Source organism: Vulcanisaeta sp. EB80 (assembly GCF_002078205.2).
Genome location: NZ_LCWN02000010.1, coordinates 25736 through 44983, shown reverse-complemented (window position 1 = coordinate 44983; position 19248 = coordinate 25736). Strand labels below are relative to the sequence as shown.

Annotated in this window: 23 protein-coding genes; 7 read left to right on the top strand and 16 right to left on the bottom strand. The window is 45.5% G+C overall.

The genetic code is table 11. The annotated features are described in order from the left end of the window. Window positions 1-70 precede the first annotated feature (70 nt). Window positions 71-424 carry a hypothetical protein gene (locus B7L70_RS03355; protein WP_081226481.1) on the top strand — a complete coding sequence of 118 codons (354 nt, stop codon included), beginning with the start codon at window positions 71-73 and terminating at the stop codon, window positions 422-424. Between the two features lie 137 nt (window positions 425-561). Here B7L70_RS03355 and B7L70_RS03350 read toward each other — a convergent pair whose 3' ends face one another. After that, the gene (locus B7L70_RS03350; RefSeq protein WP_081226480.1) at window positions 562-1245 is read right to left on the bottom strand and encodes a hypothetical protein; all 684 of its coding nucleotides are present in this window, start codon (window positions 1243-1245) and stop codon (window positions 562-564) included. 97 nt (window positions 1246-1342) lie between these two features. On the opposite strand from B7L70_RS03350, the gene B7L70_RS12985 reads away from it, so the two are divergent. Next, complete coding sequence (locus B7L70_RS12985; protein WP_143701517.1) at window positions 1343-1585, top strand: hypothetical protein; 243 nt, start codon at window positions 1343-1345, stop codon at window positions 1583-1585. A gap of 21 nt (window positions 1586-1606) precedes the next feature. On the opposite strand, the gene B7L70_RS03345 is transcribed toward B7L70_RS12985, so the two are convergent. The 4 genes from B7L70_RS03345 to B7L70_RS03335 form a co-directional block, all read right to left on the bottom strand. Beyond that, window positions 1607-2362 carry a hypothetical protein gene (locus tag B7L70_RS03345; protein WP_081226479.1) on the bottom strand — a complete coding sequence of 252 codons (756 nt, stop codon included), beginning with the start codon at window positions 2360-2362 and terminating at the stop codon, window positions 1607-1609. Between the two features lie 160 nt (window positions 2363-2522). Then, complete coding sequence (locus tag B7L70_RS03340; RefSeq protein ID WP_081226478.1) at window positions 2523-4319, bottom strand: hypothetical protein; 1797 nt, start codon at window positions 4317-4319, stop codon at window positions 2523-2525. Between the two features lie 59 nt (window positions 4320-4378). Beyond that, window positions 4379-4531, bottom strand: coding sequence for a hypothetical protein (locus B7L70_RS13200; protein ID WP_162009081.1), 153 nt, complete (start codon window positions 4529-4531; stop codon window positions 4379-4381). 165 nt (window positions 4532-4696) lie between these two features. Further along, the gene (locus B7L70_RS03335; RefSeq protein WP_081226477.1) at window positions 4697-5053 is read right to left on the bottom strand and encodes a hypothetical protein; all 357 of its coding nucleotides are present in this window, start codon (window positions 5051-5053) and stop codon (window positions 4697-4699) included. A 194-nt stretch (window positions 5054-5247) separates the two neighbouring features. Between B7L70_RS03335 and B7L70_RS12980 the strand changes: the two genes are divergently transcribed. Continuing rightward, complete coding sequence (locus tag B7L70_RS12980) at window positions 5248-5427, top strand: hypothetical protein (protein ID WP_143701516.1); 180 nt, start codon at window positions 5248-5250, stop codon at window positions 5425-5427. After that, window positions 5424-5555: a hypothetical protein gene (locus tag B7L70_RS14090; protein WP_255408835.1), complete on the top strand. Its 132-nt coding sequence runs from the start codon at window positions 5424-5426 to the stop codon at window positions 5553-5555. The genes B7L70_RS12980 and B7L70_RS14090 overlap by 4 nt, the downstream gene beginning before the upstream one ends. A gap of 82 nt (window positions 5556-5637) precedes the next feature. On the opposite strand, the gene B7L70_RS03330 is transcribed toward B7L70_RS14090, so the two are convergent. Then, window positions 5638-6318, bottom strand: a complete 681-nt coding sequence (locus tag B7L70_RS03330) for an METTL5 family protein (RefSeq protein WP_081226485.1) — start codon at window positions 6316-6318, stop codon at window positions 5638-5640. Between the two features lie 42 nt (window positions 6319-6360). Then, the gene (locus B7L70_RS03325; RefSeq protein ID WP_081226476.1) at window positions 6361-7350 is read right to left on the bottom strand and encodes a phosphate uptake regulator PhoU; all 990 of its coding nucleotides are present in this window, start codon (window positions 7348-7350) and stop codon (window positions 6361-6363) included. Window positions 7351-7519: 169 nt separating this feature from the next. Here B7L70_RS03325 and B7L70_RS03320 point away from each other — a divergent pair, with 169 nt between their 5' ends. Then, window positions 7520-7990: a pantetheine-phosphate adenylyltransferase gene (locus tag B7L70_RS03320; protein WP_081226475.1), complete on the top strand. Its 471-nt coding sequence runs from the start codon at window positions 7520-7522 to the stop codon at window positions 7988-7990. Here the strand turns inward: B7L70_RS03320 and B7L70_RS03315 are convergent. The 5 genes from B7L70_RS03315 to B7L70_RS03295 form a co-directional block, all read right to left on the bottom strand. Next, a complete protein-coding gene (locus tag B7L70_RS03315) occupies window positions 7979-9490 on the bottom strand; it encodes a M28 family peptidase (protein WP_238376078.1) in 1512 nt (503 codons plus the stop codon). The genes B7L70_RS03320 and B7L70_RS03315 overlap by 12 nt on opposite strands. Before the next feature lie 199 nt (window positions 9491-9689). Then, the gene (locus B7L70_RS03310) at window positions 9690-9929 is read right to left on the bottom strand and encodes a hypothetical protein (protein WP_081226474.1); all 240 of its coding nucleotides are present in this window, start codon (window positions 9927-9929) and stop codon (window positions 9690-9692) included. Window positions 9930-10013: 84 nt separating this feature from the next. Continuing rightward, window positions 10014-11468 (bottom strand): zinc ribbon domain-containing protein, encoded by a 1455-nt coding sequence (locus tag B7L70_RS03305; protein WP_081226473.1) that lies wholly within the window; start codon window positions 11466-11468, stop codon window positions 10014-10016. Between the two features lie 410 nt (window positions 11469-11878). Beyond that, window positions 11879-12058: a hypothetical protein gene (locus tag B7L70_RS03300; protein WP_081226472.1), complete on the bottom strand. Its 180-nt coding sequence runs from the start codon at window positions 12056-12058 to the stop codon at window positions 11879-11881. Between the two features lie 52 nt (window positions 12059-12110). After that, window positions 12111-13331, bottom strand: a complete 1221-nt coding sequence (locus B7L70_RS03295) for an acyl-CoA dehydrogenase family protein (RefSeq protein WP_081226471.1) — start codon at window positions 13329-13331, stop codon at window positions 12111-12113. 143 nt (window positions 13332-13474) lie between these two features. Here B7L70_RS03295 and B7L70_RS03290 point away from each other — a divergent pair, with 143 nt between their 5' ends. Next, window positions 13475-14635, top strand: a complete 1161-nt coding sequence (locus B7L70_RS03290; protein WP_081226470.1) for a DUF763 domain-containing protein — start codon at window positions 13475-13477, stop codon at window positions 14633-14635. Here the strand turns inward: B7L70_RS03290 and B7L70_RS03285 are convergent, their stop codons facing one another. The 4 genes from B7L70_RS03285 to B7L70_RS03270 form a co-directional block, all read right to left on the bottom strand. Further along, a complete protein-coding gene (locus B7L70_RS03285) occupies window positions 14636-15082 on the bottom strand; it encodes a hypothetical protein (RefSeq protein ID WP_238376077.1) in 447 nt (148 codons plus the stop codon). Between the two features lie 36 nt (window positions 15083-15118). Beyond that, a complete protein-coding gene (locus B7L70_RS14250; protein WP_081226469.1) occupies window positions 15119-15325 on the bottom strand; it encodes a C2H2-type zinc finger protein in 207 nt (68 codons plus the stop codon). A gap of 128 nt (window positions 15326-15453) precedes the next feature. Next, the gene (locus B7L70_RS03275; RefSeq protein WP_081226468.1) at window positions 15454-17010 is read right to left on the bottom strand and encodes a glycogen/starch/alpha-glucan phosphorylase; all 1557 of its coding nucleotides are present in this window, start codon (window positions 17008-17010) and stop codon (window positions 15454-15456) included. 123 nt (window positions 17011-17133) lie between these two features. Further along, entirely contained in the window at window positions 17134-17862 is a 729-nt protein-coding gene (locus tag B7L70_RS03270) for an adenosylcobinamide-GDP ribazoletransferase (protein ID WP_255408837.1), read from the bottom strand. A gap of 463 nt (window positions 17863-18325) precedes the next feature. Between B7L70_RS03270 and B7L70_RS03265 the strand changes: the two genes are divergently transcribed. Beyond that, entirely contained in the window at window positions 18326-19234 is a 909-nt protein-coding gene (locus B7L70_RS03265) for an SLC13 family permease (protein WP_238376076.1), read from the top strand. Window positions 19235-19248 lie beyond the last annotated feature (14 nt).

Genomic DNA, 19248 nt, shown 5'->3' with positions numbered 1-19248 from the left:
GTAGGCAATGCTTAAAGCCGCGAAAATGAACAAAGTCTCAATGGGTTGGTGAAGAATCATTGCTACTGCCGTGGGCAGCTTCTTAGGTGGCCTTGCGGCTGGGTTTGCTGGTGGTTACGTCTTTGGTATCGTGTCTAAGCCGAGGTTTGAGTACCTAGGCATAACCGGGAACTTAGTTCCGTATGGGACAACACAGTACCTCCAGTGTGCTGCCAGGTTTAGGGTAAAATACCACTGGAATCTCGGTGAGAGGTTTGTTGCGAGGAATTCGAGGGGTTGGGTGGGGATTTACGATGGGGATAGGCAGGTCCACGGATCACCAAGCGTCTGGGCCTGGGGCAATGCAGACGGTGTCGACATTGCCGGTGAGGAGTCCCTAATACTCTTCCTAGCGTACCCAGACATAGGGAGCCCAGACGACTAAGTCAACCACATCACCAACCCCCCGGAGCCACAACTTAGCCCCTGATCGACAACCCCTGATAATACTCCTCTACGGCTTTAACCACCCACTCCCAAGTTAAAGTCAATAGGCTTTTAGCTGCCTTTTTCAGGTGCTTATCATTGCCTTCTCAGCTCCTTCCTTAAGGTATCGGCTAAGATATCGAGAATTATCGATGTTATAATCATGCCGGCTGTTAAACCGAAGGGGTACGATAAAAGAATGCTAGTTCCATATAATGTAGAGGATGTAAAGTGTGAATATATGTTAGATAATGAGATAAAGATTGATAAAAGTGCCGCAACGTAGGTAATCACTGCAAACATCTTAATAAATTGAATTATTCTAGTCAGCTCTGCAATATTTTCTGCCCTATTAACGACCCAATAGGTTACTGCGAACATTATTGATGTTGAAGTAATGGCTCCAGCGAATAACATGGGATAGAACTGTAATAGCCCATTAATAGTTGACGTATGTAGTAGACTTGGCATATATAGTAAAAACGTATATAAGAGGTCGGATAGTGAAAACGTAAAGCCAAGTGCCGTTAAAATCATGAAAGGAGGGAAAAAGTGACCAGAATAGGACTTAAGGGAATTGATTACAACCCGAGGTCTACCGATGAAAACTGCGCTGAAAATTAGAATTATCGAAAAATAAATTATGATCATTGATAAAATATAAAGATAGTATGCTAGAAATGCGATTGCCATGGCTATAGCCAGGCCACTAAGTATTAGGACTACTGGAAGTATTAGGACTACCGGCCGCTTTTTCCCAGTCCTTTGAGGCATGCTCATTACTACGCCCTACCTACATTCCCTTATAAAAAATATTGATATGGCGATATCGTGGGGTTTACAACCCATTCTCCAAGACGATACACCCAGCAACTGAGTGCGGCAGTCTCGCGCTGGGCGTCCTCTCTTTAACACTATATTACTGCCACCCAATGAGTGTAAAAGCGACGCCAGAGTACCCAAGGTCTTCTACGGAGCATTAGCGTATACGAGACTAGCCATAAACATGCTGATATACGCATGGGGCTCGTTGGTGGGTAAGTTAAGCAATGAGGAGCTGGAGGATGTTAGAAAGAGGATTGAGGATACGGTAAAAGCCATAAGGAACGATGAATATTAAGTATTTATGTCAATTTCAATTTTAGAATCTGTAACTCCTAGGTGGACCTCGTGGTCCCACCCTACCTCTCCAGAAGGCATATTCGATCAATAGTATTACTATCACTATTGTGTAGATTATCATTACAAAAGCCAGCAGTATGAACGTGCTCGTCGGCACAAAGCCAACACCAGGTATGTAGTAACCGCTGACAGGTATTGTCAGTGTTATTGGTACTACCTGCCCTGACTTCTCCATCGTCAGTATTACGCCTTTCCTAGCTATTGCCCCGTATGAGTAGCCGGTTATGTTGCACATTATTGAGCCGCTACTCGGTATTGGGACAACAACGACCTGTGGGCCGACGCCCAAGTCAACGAAGTGGTTGTCGCATGTGACGTTGATTAATGCCAGCGTAGTTAGTGGCATACCGCTTGCTGATAGTGGCGTTATTATTAATTCGGCGGCTGGTATGTTTACGTATATCGGCATGGTCTTGTTGTACTGGGTTAGTACGTAGTGGTAGTTGTAGTTGAGCGGTATGCCTAGCCAGGAATCAACATGGATATCGAGACTGACCGGGGTTTCGGGGATGACTAGGGAGGCCTCGGCACCAAAGCCGGTAATCTCCGAGCCATTGACGTTGATCACGAACCTCAAGCTCTTAAGGGGGCCAAATGGGCTTGTGAACAAGACATCCGTTGGGTAACAAACACACTCCTGGGCATGGATAAGGAGGGCTAGGGATAAGGCAGTGAGCGCCACGAGGGCAATTAATGCACGAAACCTAAACGTCACAGTAATGATGCGTATACGGGTTAATTAAGTTTATGTTACGTCTATATGTCGAGCCCGTTAACCCTCGGTCTAGCAATATGCCTCACAATAATTTCTCCATTGCTTATGGGTATTTCAAGACTTTTAGAAGTCTTGTGCCGATATTAATTCAGTACTAAATCTATGGCCAAGTCTCGGCTATGTTTGTCTCTACGTGGTAGTGGTAAAGCCGGAGTAGTTCTAATACGTCTACATCTGAAATTTCGAACCTTCTGCTCCCTTTGAGCTTGCTCTTAAGATCCGAAGCGAATAATTCAAATAAATTAAAAAAGTGGCTAGTGAAACTTAAAGGATCGAATTTTGCAGTCCCGATTATGGCATGTGCCTCTGCTAAGTCCACGAATTTGATGGCTTCATCAATGTTGCCTTTCTCGAATTCTTCCCTGGCCCTGAGTAGGTCGTGGAGTATGAGTATGAATCGTAGCCGAGATGTTGTTGGTAACCTCAACTCCACAACGGCCCTACTGAAGAACCCCCAATCCTGAGGCTTCTCATTATTGCGTACGTAATCAATGATTTCTTTAATCAACGCCGGAGGTGCCGACTTCTCCGATGATCCCCCTACCCAGTCTTCATACACCCAATGGCGCCGCAATACCGAGTCTAAATCCGAGGCGATTTCCTTCACCATATTCTCGTTGCCGTTGAGCGCGTTAAGTATACGTTTGCAATTTTTACAACATTGGTTTGAGCACTTCTCCTCTTCGTTAATTCCACATGCAGATTTGCAAGTGATTTGCCCATAGTTGAGGAGGAGCGCCAAGGCTGGTCTGAGGTGGTTAGGTACGTAATACTTAAGTGTATCATAAATATTGCCGCTAGTAAGCCAATCACTAAATTTCTTTCTAAACTCCTCATCAGTTATTATTAGGTTGAGCAGGAGCTCTGTCATGATATAGACATCATCATTACGGGAGAGAGAGAGGAGGCGGGAGCGAATACTCTTTATAAGGGGGGTGAGCTCATCCCATCTTTTGGCTAGGGCCAGGTAAACCGCGTACTCGTATGAGACGCCAAAGACTAAGCCCAAGTACTCAGCAAGCAACCTAAATTGATTCATCAATTCGTTATATAGAGTCTCAAACCCGTTTGCGATTCTGAGGTACCCTTTTATATTGCTTGATTTTGAGATGAGAATCCTCCTGCGCAAAGTGGCGGCGCGTTCAGCAATACCTCTATCATTACCCAACTCTCTAAGTACTATGTTAAATACTTTCCTAGCAACATTGGGTACATTCTCATTGATGTATGCCTTCTTAAACATCGTCTTAGATGATGTTATTGCGTCGAGCTTATTCATGGTTATGTAAAGCTTAATATCCAGGGGCGACCTCACTCTCTCCCCATCAACTTTTATGCGAAATACGTACTTAGTGTAGAAATTAGTGTAGAAATCAAGCCGTAGGCGAGCTCTGGGCTTATCTACACTGCCCTTGCTCAGAACCTTAATGACGTAACCGCCGGGTGCCCTCTGTGCCCTCTCGTACTCAAAAATCAACAACTTACGGCTATGCTTTGGTTTTATTGAGACTTCGGTGTCAGGTCTCTCAGACTCAGAGGATGGTAACCATAGCAGTAACTCATCCTCAATACCAGGATACCCCTTCTCAGTACTTATGAGGGCGTTAACGTTCTTAGCAACGTTTTTGCTGTTGTTCTTAACGCGGATAATTATCCGCCCCTTACTGCAATCATCATTCTGGCACTTAATATTAATACCGTCACGCTCAAGTTCGAGGGCTGCTGCCGATATTAAATAGTTTACGCCATCTGCGAGTAGTGCTATGGCTGGAAGTGTTGAGGACATAATTTGCAGCGTCACCTTCTTGGTACTCATTACGATGTATATGACTATTGCGACGTAAATTATTGCACTAATCTTGATCCCAGCCACAATGTTCTCCTTAACCACAGCCATCGAACGTTGATGGAGTTATTATGGAGTTATTTAAGATTTAAGTCGAGTAAATAAATACTTCAAATTTCATTCACATCCGCATTATCCCGAATTTCATCGATCTTTAATTTCGATTTCTTGGGCTTTGATCGCCTATTCCTGTGCGTGATTTGGACTTCAATCTCGTACTTACCAGCGATTAGGCCGTCTTGGGGTTTATTCTCACAGTCCATTTCAAAGGCCTTCTTAGTAATCTAAGCCATTACTTGCCCGTACTTATTAGCGCAGTGCCATTCAGATACCTTTAGGTATGCTTGTTTATACTGAAGGGGCATTATGGTTATTATTGCGTACCTAACATCGTTTGGTCTGATTACTATTTTCCACTTCCTATCAGACTACATAACATCTTGCCAATCGAGGTACTCATCACTCGGCACATAGCAGTATGAAGAGCAATTAGGAGAGCATGGCCGCCAAACCACCCTAACCTGGAAAACACAGCTTTCAGCCGCAGCCAAGCCCGTGTTCCTGACCCTAAGCCTTAAGTAACCAGCTTCCAGGTCGGTGGTTTCTTGGTCTATGTGTTGCGTGCAGTGGCATGTTGATGCAGTCCTTACTATAAATATGGGCTTCCTAACATCCCCATCCTTAGGTACCTCGATGATTAATATCGGGACGTAGATAAAGTTTTGATAAAGGTAGGTCGCTATTGGCGTGGTTTCTCGGGATAGCCTTAATGCATCATAATGCACCGGTGCCTATTGACTCACCATAATGCATTTACCCTTTAAGCCCTGGCTTTTTCATAACGTGGTTAGGTACAGGATGGTGAGCATTAAGGATGGTGTCTACCAAAGGCTTGGTAAGTTGGTTGTGGGGGCTTTGAGTTTGAGGATAACCCTGGGTACGGATCCTGGTGGTTAAGTATGGGTTCTGGAATGCGTGATTGTTTGGAGCGCTTAGGAACATTGCCTATTTGCACGCCATACACAAGCTAATCGTCATCGACAAACTCAAGAAGCCACCCTTGACCAGGCACAAAACAGCAACACCAACCACAACAAACACCCAACAACACGCACTAAGGCAAACCATGGAGAAACTAGTGAAGGTGGTATTAACGTGAGGACCACAGGAGGCATAATCACCGTAAAACTAAGCATCATTGCGAGAAAGGCCTGCGTGGGTTTGAATCCCACACCACTGAAAACCCTAGTGCTATACATTCCTAGTAATCTACCAACCACATGTTAGTAGGATGCCATTCACACAACCCATCAACAACAAAGCCACCAAGGATTAAGACGCTTAACCCAGCTCGGTCACCCCCGCCGGATTAATGCTTAAACTGCGGTGTTTTTAACTTTACTAGGTCGTTATGTCCCTGCTTACATTCAATTCTAGCTAGAAAGACCTCGACTTTATGCAGTCTCTTTCTGTGGTGTTTGTACATGGGTGGTATTGCTATTGTGACCTTGTCTAGTATGTTCATTGTGCAGCCCCACTCCCTGACCTTTTCCTCGACATAATTTAGCGTGGTCAGTTTGTGTATTGTGTATATGGTATCGCTGTAATTAGTGGCTGTTTTTAGGAACTCGATGTCTAGCCCCTTTCCTGACCATATACCGAAGGGTGGGTTTTGAAATACCACGCCATATCTACCCCTAAGCCCCACTCTCCTGGCGTCCATTACTACGAAATCCACGTTCTGGAGCTCGAATTTGCCTGATACGGCTTTAGCTATGGATACCGCATCCAGGTCCACATCCACGCAGACCACGTGTTTCGCACCCATGATTGCAGCTGCAATTGAGAATCGCCCGGTTCCGCAGCCTAGATCAAGCACTGTTGCATTGTTTAGGTCGTTTCTCATGTAGGCGTCCCAAACAGCCACTGCAACGATGTTGGCGTCGGTCACGTACTGCTCAAGCTCAAGCTTTGGTGCTGTATAGTTTGGGATACCCTGAATTAGGAGTTCCAGGTCCCTCAACCTGCGTATTTCAGCACCTCTGACCATCCTCACCAATCAGCTACCGACGTGGTCATCACAAACCATTCATTACTCCTCAGCACCTAGTTCCTCGCTGGTGGGTATTTTTGCAGGTTTCGCTATACTCCTAACATGCCTACTGAAAGCCGCCTCGGCAATATCAGCGGCTAAGGCCACTATCAACTGCCCCTCATGTATTGAAGCGGTTAATAGGCCGCTTAGGCCCATGCAACCCATGTTTGCAAGCTCCAGCATGCTATTGAGCATACGCTCCCTATCCAGGAGCACCTTTAGGGCATTGTTTATGTTGTTATCGAGGTACGCATACACTGCCTTCATTACGTAGGACCAGACATCCTTAAGCTTCTCACTAATTTCACGCCTGCATTGTGCTGGTTGCGTCCTCATGAAGGCGTTAGATAACCTATCCAGGGCATCTGCGGCATGCTCCAGGTTCTTAACCACTATGGTATCGTCAATGGCCCTCTTCGGGTCCTTGAACGATAACTTCTTAATCGTTCTCAGTGCTAGGAAGTACAACTTATCCATCTGATCATCCAACTCAAGGACCTCCTTAAGCAGATCCAGCTTGTTCGAATTTAGGTAATCAATGAATTTACCAAACATTGAATTGAGTATGTTAGCCATGCTACTGATTACCTCATTAAGATCAACGTTCACCTCGCTTGTGGCGACCTTTATTAGGACGTTACCATCGCCCTCAAGCATCAGTGAACCTGGTAATTTATGCTCAACACTTGAGAACGCCTTCCTAATGGTGTCCTTATGCCCTATTATCTCCACATTGTCGTAGCCCTCAATATAGCTTGCGATTATTATTCGTGTTGTCTCGTCTATTGCACCACTAAGCGATATACTGACCTCATTTGTTTCACCACCGGCCTGGGTTATTGGCTTAACCACAATAACCTTACCGATCAGGCTGACCTCAACAACATCTCCAATACCCACATTGATTGTGTCGAGCCACCGCTTGGGTAGTGTAATGCCTATGCTCTTCTCCCCAATCCTAATAACCCTCCTGTAGATTGACGACACGTTTATAGGGTGTAACTGGGTATAAAAATCCTATGCCCAAGGTATTATCATTCTACCCACTATATATAACCAATCACTACATATATAATTCTTCCACAGATAAAGGAACTACGATATAATCGCAAATATTTATTAAGTGTTCGGGGTATTTATAACTGGAGGTAGTGCCATGAGGGGTCTTAAATTTAGGAAGGTTGCTGTGGGTGGTACGTTCGATACGTTACATACGGGGCATACAGCGTTGATATTTACCGCACTTAATTATGGGCGTAAGGTCTTGGTTGGCGTGACCAGTGACGAGTTTGCCCAGGCCTACAAAACATACAAGGTGAAGCCCCTGAAAATTAGGGTGCTTAATCTAAGGAGCTTGGTTAAGGAGTTGGGTGGTAATGATAATGATGTGATAATTGACGTTATAAATGATCCATATGGTCCAACGATTGTTGACCCAACGATAGACGCCATTGTTGTAAGTCTCGAGACATTGCCAAGGGCTATCGAGATAAATAACCTAAGGAGGGAGAGGGGGTTAAGACCCCTTTACATAATTGCTGTGCCGATAATTAGGGATGGTTTTGGTAATAAGGTTTCGAGTACGTTGATTAGGGATAGGACTGGAACGAAGGGTTTAGGTGACTAGGTTTATACTCATTTCCTCGGTTAACGACTCTATCACCTGGGTTATGTACTCACTGAGCTGCCGAAGGTTTCTTATTGTACTCGTGTCCATTATTACCCTACCAGTCCCCATCTCCTCCACCTTAAGTGGTACTTGGTTTATGTCGTTTATGTTGATGAACCTCCTCACGTAGGAGAGTATTGAGTTTGTGTACACGGTCTTCACGGAGCCATCGCGCCTATACTCAACGATGTACTTGGAGAGTAGGTACTTAACGAGCCTATACGTCTCCCAATCCTCCCTAAGCTCAATACCCAATCCCACACTTATTACGTCCCTGTTTAGGACTGATATGTATGGTGATGGGGTCAGGTCATTCACTAGTAAATAATCGAGCAATTGCTGCGAGACTTTTAACGAGGACTCTATATCCTCAGCATTAGCCTTCTCCTCAATATCCTTATCTGTGTGGTACACATCCCAGTAATGGTCGAGACTCGATACCGTCATTGAGGGTATCCCATTCATCTCAAAATTGAGTGAGTCAAAGTAGGGCTTCGGCAGCTCCCACTGCGCACTCACTAACTGGCTTAGTTGCATTGATAAATCCTCGCTTGTGTGTATCACGAACTGCCTACCAATAACGTCAAGGTTCAACACCGCGTACACATTGTTGAGTAAGCCCCTCCTGCTAAGGTACTCCACGTACCTTGTCGATCCATAGGCCCAATAGAGACTTGCGAAACCTGGGTTACCAGCCTCCTCCGCAGTAAACGAAATAAAACTTAATCCCCTTTTCAAATCACCCCTCCTCCTAAGGGCATTGAGAAGGAGTTGTGCGCCAAGGCCGACGCCTAGGCAATCATCGGCAAAGCCCGTTAGCCAATGATCATGGTGGACAGCGAGCACCACAACCTCCTCCCTATTACCCTCAAGACTCATTATCAGGTTATACCCAGTACCTAGCCTCGTCTCTGAATCACTTATGTACTCTACATCCTCACCAACGTGCTTGCTCAACTCATCACCAACTTCCCTAGACACGACTAGGGCCGGCATTGTTGGTGGTGGAGCCCTATCCCATGAGTAGTCTGGGGTTGCTGTGACGACTATCCTTCTGGCAACGCCCGGATACTTATCCCTGAATATCACGGCTAGTGCGCCCTTCTCCATGGCCTTTATATACACGTACTTGGCATCATCCATATCCTCCGGGAAATCGGTGAGTAATACCTTGCCCTCGACATCGTTTAGATCCATGGTTAATTTACCCCTACCCGAACCGCCCAGCGTCAACGGCATGCCCAATGCCCTGTACTCGTTATTACCATGGACAATCCTCGAGAACCTATCCCTCCAAACCAGCACACTCACTGGTTGTAACTCGTACGAAAGCATGGGATTGTCTACCTGGTTAAGGAGCCATTGTATGAACTCATACTCAGCCAGTGTACCACCCATTAAATCGCTGTATGACGAGCACTTCCTAGCAATATCTAACGCAATTGCTGCATTGGGCACGCCATAAATCAAACAGATTAAAATATAAGTGTAGTGTGATAATTTAAGGGCACCATGATCAATAACGTCACAGGGATGGTTGTCGGATTTTACAAACGTGTGAAGTCTACGGTATTGCTCACGCTACTCATGATGATGATAATCATGAGGGGTAGGGGCTTCAATATCAGTAAAATTTACGACGAATCAATCAGTTTTATCAGGAAGTCTGCGAGAGAGAGGAGATTACGTCATTGAGCAGTTGGGACACGTATTCATAATCCCTCCTACGCCTAGCCTTAGCAAACCTTGGCTTTAAGGCCGGGTTTTCCCTAAGCACCTCCCTGGCAATAATCCTCAATAACGTCATACCCTCACTATTCAAGAAACCATCCGAGTAATAACCGGAGTAAGGGTCCAACAACTCCTCTATGTACCTAAGCACAGCCCTACTAACCATAGTTATTAATTTTTATACGCACCCACCCTATTTATGGCTTCCACGTAATTGCAAGGATCGAACCAACCAACAACAGTATGAAGCCTATGAAGAAACCCTGGCCAAGTCCCCCTCGCCGCCACCTTCATTGGCTTCTCCGGTGGGGTTCATGGGTTTGCCCCGGGCCAGCATTGCGGGGCTTTCCTCGCTGGCCTTGAATTCCTTGAGTGTGGTGTGTAGGATTTTTGCCATAAAGTATGGTATGATCGTGTTTGATTTTCCTTCGTGCTTTCTCCAGTTCATGTTCTTGTTTAGGTTCTTCATGTTCCACCAAACACCCTTTGTCCATGCTTCTGGTGTTAGCTTCCAGGCCATATTCATGACTGAAGCATGGTCTCTATGCACGTAGTGGCCCTTTGGGCAGTAGAGAATGTGCCAATCATTGGTACTCTCAAGCCTTGTGAAATGGATTGGGCATACCCTACTATTGCGGTATGAGGAAACACGAAATATCTTGGATCCACGCTCCAAAGCCTTACCCTCGATAGCCTTCTCAAGCTTCTTAAATGGTGTTTGCTTGATCCTATGCCTCAACTTGCTTCTCCCAACATCCTCAATCATTGACTCCTGTGGGTTACTGCCCAACTCCTCTGTTATGATGATTGCTGGTGTTTTTGTTAGTTCGTTGGCGATTTGCCTGACACGACCAACCTTCCTACCCCTCTCACGCAGCCTCTTCACGCGCTTCCTGTATTCCCTAGTGTTCGTCACATTCACGTATTTGCCATCTGGTAATGTGAAGTGTGGTTTTAACCTCTCAATGATTGTGTTCCTAACCCTTTCATACCTCCTGGCTAGTCTACCAAAATCAGTCTTGATCGTATAGAGCTGTGGCGTTAGGTATTGCCTGTTCCATTTCGCTACTTTGTCCACAGTGGTTTTGATGTCAATCCTGCCCACTGCAACGGTGTTCTCGTTTATGTCGAAGGCAACAATTGATTCTGGCTCCTCCTTCTTGGGCTTCAGCTTGAAGATGAATATGGCGTACCACTTGTTAGCCCTACGCTTAATCATTAGCGTAGATGCGAGCTCGGCTTCACCACTCAATACCCTCCACCAGTATTGCCAGAAGCGCTTGTGTGGTCTCAACCAAACAACCCTACGAACACCAAGTAAGGATAGCTCAAGCCTGACTGGGGCTGTTGAGCGGATAAATTGTTCATAACTCCATGTGAACTCGGTGAACCTAATGGACACAGCCTTAACCTCCGGATAGGGCTTTCTCGCCAAGCCCTTCCTCCTCCTCTCAACGAATGACTTCGCGATTTCGGATGATTGCCTAATTGCTTGGATGATTAATTGTGAGTTAAGGCTTGGGTACTCACTCCTACACCTGTAATAAAACAGCCTATGGAGTTTATTCGCACTCGTAACATTGTTCATAACAGCATATACGGCAACTTCCCTAACAATGCTTAGGTATGCGGCCTCAACAGAGCAAAGCAACTTATTGAGCTCCTTAGTGACCTCCAACTCGACAGCCACAGCTCTACGTAGCATTCACAAGAAAGAGTAGCAACTAAAAATAAAAGCCGCTCACGATGAGACTCACTATTTAGGATTGGGATTGTTCGTGATGATGCGATAAGGGCTGGTCTTAATAGGCTTAGGGCTAGGGTTTGGATTAAGCCTAACAAGGATGGGGACAAATGGCACACGCAGTACCGGCTAAGAGCAACTACAACCACAACAAACACCTAATAACACAACAACACGCACTAAGGCAAATAATAGAGAAACTACCAAAAGTAACACTAACATAAAGCAGAAATTACTCAAATAAATCGCAGAATCGCTTCTGGAGTATAAACGCTTATACGGCTCATCATGAAGAATGCGAAGGCCGACCTATAGCAAAGCCCCGCGGTGCTAGCCCGGGCCAAACCCATTAACCCAGCCAGACGGGCGTATTAAGGCAGGGCGAGGGGAACTTGGCCGGAACCAAACCTATGAAATGCGAAATAATGTGGGTATGCACTAATCATTGCCGCTACTCCAAGGACTATTAATGAGCTTAATAGCATGAATACACTACCTATTAGTGAGAGTATGTAGGCGGTACGTGGTGTAGCCCCTGGTTGTTGGCTCATATGGTACTGAAAAGATTGGTGTCTTTAAAAACCTTATTCACAGGGAAGGTACTTACTCGACTTCCCTCCCTATTAGGTTCCTCGCCACGATTAACCTCATCACGTTCTGCGTGCCCTCTGCGCCAACGTAGTAACTCAATGCCCCAAGTAAAGCCCTAGCTATGGGTGTCTCTTTATAGTAGCTAACGCCACCAAACCACTTCATGACCTCAAGACCAACATCGATTGCCAACTCGACAGCTAGCATCTTAGCCATAGCGCCTGCATTGGCGATGTCCAATATTGATACTGAACTATCACCACCATAAAACCTATCCGCCAACCACGCTGCCTTGTAAATCATCAACCTGGCAGCCTCAAGCCTCGTGCTTAGTTCCGCGTATTTGAAACTGATTGATTGGTATGAGGCTATTGGTTTACCGAACACAACCCTACTCTTAATCCACTCCCTACCCTGCTCAAGCATCCAACGTGCAGTACCCAGGGCAGCTGCGCCAATTATTGTCCTAGCCACGTTGAAGCCCTCCATGGCTATCTTAAAGCCGCCATTAACTTCACCAAGCACGAAGTCCGGATCAACGGGAGCGCCATTGAGCCTTAAGTAACCAGTTGGTATACCCCTCCTACCCCATTCCTCATAATCCCCCGTCTCAAAGCCTGTATTAACAACACCATTTCTCTTAACCATGAACAACATCGTTGTTATTGACCTATGCCTAGCCTCCATAGGCCCTGTCCTGGTTATCGTCACGAAGCCACCACCATAAGGCAACCTGAGGGCTATTGACACGCCCGTTACCATGTTCTTCTCACCCGTCAATAACCACTTGCCATCTACGTACTTAGCCTCTGTCCTCTCACTTGCAACGTCACTGCCTCCCTGGGGCTCTGTGGATGCTATACCAATCCAAGCCTCACCCTTAGTAAGCCTTGGTAGAACCTCCTCCTTAACGCTATCCTTAGCATACCTCTGCACAATGAATGGCCACGCGATCTCGAGCAGGAAGTAAACAGGTACCGCAAGGCTTGGATCCGCATACGCCAACTCCTCCGCGGCTATTGCCGCCATGAGGAATGAACCGTCAGAACCACCATACTTGGAACTTATTGTCAATCCCACTAAGCCATGCTCCGCAAGCCTTGGTATTATGTCGAGTAGTGAGTATTTTCCTTCATCAAGATCGATCCAGTGCGGTTTTATGTAACGTTCACCAAGCTCCCTAACTGAATCCCTAAATAGAATCTCCTCCCGACTTAGATTGAAATCAACCATACGTAGATAATAGGAGGACGGGGGTAATTAAGCATAACCGTAATGGTTGTTAGTAACTTTGTCTCCCAATGGTTTAGGTTTTACCATGCTTAACATGGCTTATGAACAAAAGGGCTATATAGCTAAATAACCAATTTCATACTGTGAGTGTCTCCGGCATTGCCGATTTACCGCTTCACACGGGGCATGTGCCTCCGTGGCTCTACAGCAGGATGGTTAAGTTGAGTGGGTTGGTAGTTGAGTTGCTGGTTGATGAGCATGGGGTTAGGGAGACAATTAGGTTGTTCTCGAACCCGATTTTCTTCCAGGCGTTCAACAATATAATAGGCATGGATTGGGACTCAAGCGGTAGCACAACAATAACCACCGCAGCCCTTAAGGACTCATTATCTAAGAGGGATGTTGGTATTAGGGTTGTTGGTGGTAAGGGTGTTTATGCCCTCAACGTACCCATAGAGATTGATGAGTTGGGTAAGCAGTGGGATGTCGATGCCGAGCTTCTCAAGACCATGTCTAGGTTGTCCGCTAAGATCGATAATACCGCGCTGCAGGATGGATATAGGCTTTATCATCATGCCATGATTATTGGGTCTGACGGTACATGGACTGTGATACAACAAGGCCTTAATGAAAAGAATAGGTACGCTAGGAGGTACCACATTTGGATGGAGAATGATCTACTTAACGAACCGCACACGGGTATTATGGGCATTAAGGGAGAACATGCCCTCAATATGGTTAGTAGGATTAGTGGTGAGGCCAGGGGGACGATACTCGATCTCGTGCATCAAGACACCAATAAGGTGGTTAGGGATTGGGCTTTGGTTAAGGCGATGATTAAGGGTAATGCATCAATACTCACGTACCTAGGTAAAGAGGCACCCAGGTATTACAACCCGTACGTCAGTGGCATCTTTAGGCCATACACAGCTTCAATAAATGAGGAGGCAATCAGGAGGGCTAGGGATGCGAATGACTTCAGGGAGCTGCTGCTCACGAGGGGTTTCGGTCCAAGCACGATGCTTGCCCTGGCATTGATAGCCGAGCTCGTATACAGGGATAGGGTTGATTGGGAGGATCCAGCGAACATAGACCCGAGGAGGTACGCCTTCGCCCTCGGTGGTAAGGATGGCTCACCATACCCAGTGAATAAGGAGGTTTATGATGCCGTCATTGATGTAATACAGGCCATAGTGGATAGGGCAAGGCAGGATAGGGGATTAACCATTTACCTAAGGCACTTGGCCAATGTTGCTAGGCAATTAAACTTACCAACCGATCTAGTGCGCCCCACACCGCCATAGTTATGATTGTGCCATCAGGATATAGGTAACCTCATCATTAACTATACCACGTACGTTAACCCCAAGACCCCTTAATTCATTAATTACGGCATTAAGGTCGGTGTCTGGGTGAGCCAGTATGGAAAGCCTTGGTGAGTTTGATTCACGGAGTAAATAAACGACACCATCCACCGAATCCACGATCATGCTCGATACCTGATCCACATTGACGTATTCACCACCTATGTTGAGTATTACCTTTCTAAGGAATAATCCAATGCCCATTGATAGTATGAACTCGGCTATGTCACCGAATTTGATGCGATCCGTATCGTAAGTGATCACTAGATCATTATCAAAGAATTTCATTAGTAATACTCCATCAATTGTCGATAGAGACTTCAGGATCAAATCCATGCAATCCCTACAACCGGCTTGAATCCTCACCGATCTCGTTACCTCAACCACAGGTGTTGAGAGTTGGTCTAGAAATAAGGTTTGCCACTATACGCTAATTAGGTAGTTCATATGCCTCGTATCAAAGAGCGCCTCATTTATTAGATGCAGCCTCATTAGGCGAATTGAGTAGTATTTACCACCACAGACTGGGCACTTCCTTGATTTAGGCATTTTACTGCACTCACTACGTAGATGCGCGTATAAATCCGCTATCGTATCGAAAGAACGCCCACATAATTTACATGCTGGCATATCACTCTTCTTGGACGGTTCTTGTTAGGCTCTTAAACATTACCTTTATTGCTTAAGGCAGGGTTGGTTAATGGCTGCCTCGATGTTCATGATTCACCTAAGGCTTTACGTGATCATCATAGGCATTCTTAACCAACAGACCTCACGAGGTCTGGGTAGTATTCGCGAAGTACCCTTCTAATGTCGACCCTGGGCACGAAGGTTAGTATGGCGCTTAATCCGATGAGGTAAAATCGCTCCTTATCTGAGTTGTATAAGTCATAGACTTGGGCGAACTTAGCCTTGAACTCATCATACTCCTTCTCATCTATCTCCTTACCCCTTGGATCGCTTACGAAGTCTATTAAATCCCTAATGTCACTACCGAACAACCAGCCGTTAACACCATCAATCACCAACTCAACAACTGCGCCATCTCTTGATGCAACGCTTGGCACGCCATTCACCGCAGCCTTCATGAAGCTTGTACCACTGGCTTCCCAACCTGGGAATGGGGTGAAAAGCAGTGTATCAACACCCTTGAGTATTGTTTTTGCCTTAATAACGTCGTAATCATGCACATACACCACATTCTTGAACTTCCTATGCAACTCCCTAAACTTCTTCATGTACACCAAACCATCCTTATCCATGGGGTGGGACTTACCGCCAAGTATGAAAACCACGTCATTGAACTCGCCCTCCTCTATTAACTTGGCTACAAAATGGGGTCTCTTGTACAGCGTCATTCTCCTAATCCACGCAACCACGAGCGTGTTGTCATTAAGCTCAATGGGCTTATACGACCTAACTAACCCAAGCAATTCATTCTTTAACCTGGACTTTATGAGCCTTAAACCATTAGTCGTTAGTGAACCCCTCTCATATAGCATTCTAATCTCTGGGTCCATCCATCTGTCCAGGTCGATACCATTAGTTATGAACCTAGCCTTGTCCATGAAGTGTGGTATTACCTTCCTCATTATGTCATAATGCTTAGAGGAAACCATAATCACCTCCCAAGCCATAGCCGCACCAATACTCGTTAAAACCACGGGATCCTCAATGAACCTATAACCAGTCTCCTCCTCAAAGAGTCTATTGGGAAATGATGGGTGACCCCACGGACCTGGTGTGTGAATTATTAATCTATACCTACCTGGTATCTTCAATATTATTGGAACCATCGCCGCATAAGCCTCCTGAAGATCTATGTATCTAACATTCTCAAGACCGATGTTCCTCCTGACGAACTCCACAGCGCCCCTGGCTAGGAAAACGTACTTTAGGAACTTCTCCTCAACACTACCCTCTATGTATATTCTATCCACGAGCTTCAACGCCCAATCAGGACCTCTAGGTTCAAGGAATACGGCATGCGCAGTACCTAGTCGATACTCCCACGCATTAACCTCCACATCCTCACCCCGTAGTTTCACGATAAAGGTGTCAGTCAGCCTTAACTCATCAAGTAATGACCTAGGTTGGGGTTGAGGCTTAGGTACTGGGTTATCGTTTTCGTCGAAGTCATAATCGACATAACCATTCCTATAGAGGAGAGTTATTACGTAGTAATTAAGCCCAAGCCTAGCCGCACCATAGAACTTGTCACCCTCTAGTACACCAAGGCCACCAGCGTATGTGTAACCCCTATCTAACGCGAGGTCTGGTGTTATGCTTACTATGACGCTTGGATCATCACCCATTGAGACACCCATAGGTATTGACTTATTAAAGCTGTTTGTTACTTAAGTTGCATCCTCATTCACTATATTATCAAAATCATACCCCATGTATTGATACGTTGAAATTCAATATCCCATGAGCTCTTATGGCATTATGATATATAATAAGTAGATCAGCATGAGAGAGATTGTTCTGGAAACCTCTAGTGTGAAGCCGTACAAATCACCGACGGCACCACCAAGCTTCCCCTGGATTACAATAAACATAAAGATGCATATTACCATCGTGAGAATAAACGAGAGTAAACCAATAAGTCCCGAGAGTACGTATGTAATCACCAAGCCCACCAATGATGAGGCTATTATGGGGCTTGCATTTCGTTTAGCGTTAATTGTTAATTGCCAACCTAACCCCCTATACGGTGGTTCCCTACCTACCAATGCTGATAGGCAGCAGGATGATTTAGAAATTATTTCGGCAATGAATAGTGACTGCCACATCCTGCTAGTTAGACCCATCAGTGCTGAAATCGTTAGAATTACTAGTAATACGACTGCGGCTATGGCAGCCGAGCCCCTATGAGGATCCTTAAGCACCTTGATCCTTTCCTCAACAGAGCCCCTAACCATTAATGCATCAACAACGTCGGAGAAACCATCAATGTGGTTGAACCCTGTGAGCAACAATAAAGATGCATAAGCCATAGATGCTGAGAGCAAGCCATTACGCGTTATGTCCCATACATAATAGCCAACAAGGCCAGGTATTAAACCAGTTATCGGCGGTATGATTAGTATTGAAGCCCACACAAACTCAAAGGCTTTGGATACGTCATGGGAACCGCCAATGGGTATTACAGTAAAGAACGTGATTACCGCCCTAACACCATCTAGTAAATCGTTGGGTTTAATAATTAATCACCAAGCCATGACTTGGACCCATGCCTTTAAATTATTTCATTCGATCAGTAAGGCCTGCGTTATCATCACCTCTCATACCTCTCGAGCCTCATCATTCGAATCATAAACCCCTAGATTTTACAATTATCGTTAAATTGCATTTCCCTCTTAAGATTTGGCTTTCTAGTTTTATATTTTATTTAATCGTAGTCTTCTTCGCCATTAAATCCCCCTAAAGAGCAAGACTTACTGTGATGATCCATAGCAGGAATTATGATGGTTAGGGGTTTAACCATTTCATAGGCACTATGGCATAACCTAGCAAGACCAGGTTTCCTTGCCAGTTTTGTATTTCAGATTCCCTTTTTCTTTAACTGTTAATGAGAGGAAGCCTTTTTATTCTCTATAAATTCTGTATGAACCGTATCAATGAATTATGATGTCGACTAAATTCGTAGAGGATGCAGTGATATTAGCTATTACGTATGGATTAATAGCGCTTAGGGGTGTTGGGAGAATTGATGTTCAGCCCTGGGCGGCGATGCTCCTAGGCGCTGCCCTTACGGTGGTGCTTGGGGTACTAACACCACAGCAGGCTCTCTCTTCCATAAATCTCAACGTGATATTATTCCTAGTATCTCTGTTCACAATATCCTCCGCGCTCGAAGTCAGCGGCTTCTTCAGCTACCTAGCGTATAGGTTACTCGTGGGTAGCCGCCGTATGGGAAGTTTGATACTTAGGGTGTTTGGTTTATCGGCACTATTATCACTTGCACTCTCTAATGATGGTATTGCCGGATCCTTCACGCCGGTGATTGTCTCTATGAGAAGGCAGGCTAGAATTAATGTGAAACCGTTATTGTATGCCCTAGCCTTTGGCGTGACCATAGGTAGCGTCGCCTTACCCGTGGGTAACCCACAGAATCTGCTCATTGCATTGGAATCGGGCATGCCCAAGCCCTTTGTAGTATTCGCGCTTTACCTGCTTCCTCCAACTATAATCAACATATTGATCACATACCCAGTATTACTGCTACTCTTTAGTAATGGTGCGAAGGATGATGTTGTATTAACGGAGCTTAGAAGGCCTGAGGAGATGATTGTTAATAAGGGATTAGCCTACACAGCCCTTACGGTACTAATGATACTAATACCACTTTACTTCATAACAGACATAGTAAATGTTAGCCCCTACCTAACACCGGTGACGCTCACCTTCATGGGCGCCTCGGTAATTTACCTATTGAGCGGGGCTGATAGGAGGAGCGTGGCCAATAATGTGGATTGGACAACAATACTCTTCTTCATAGGCCTCTTCATAGTTAGTGAAGGCGCGCTAGAATGACCTCCTCCCCGCCC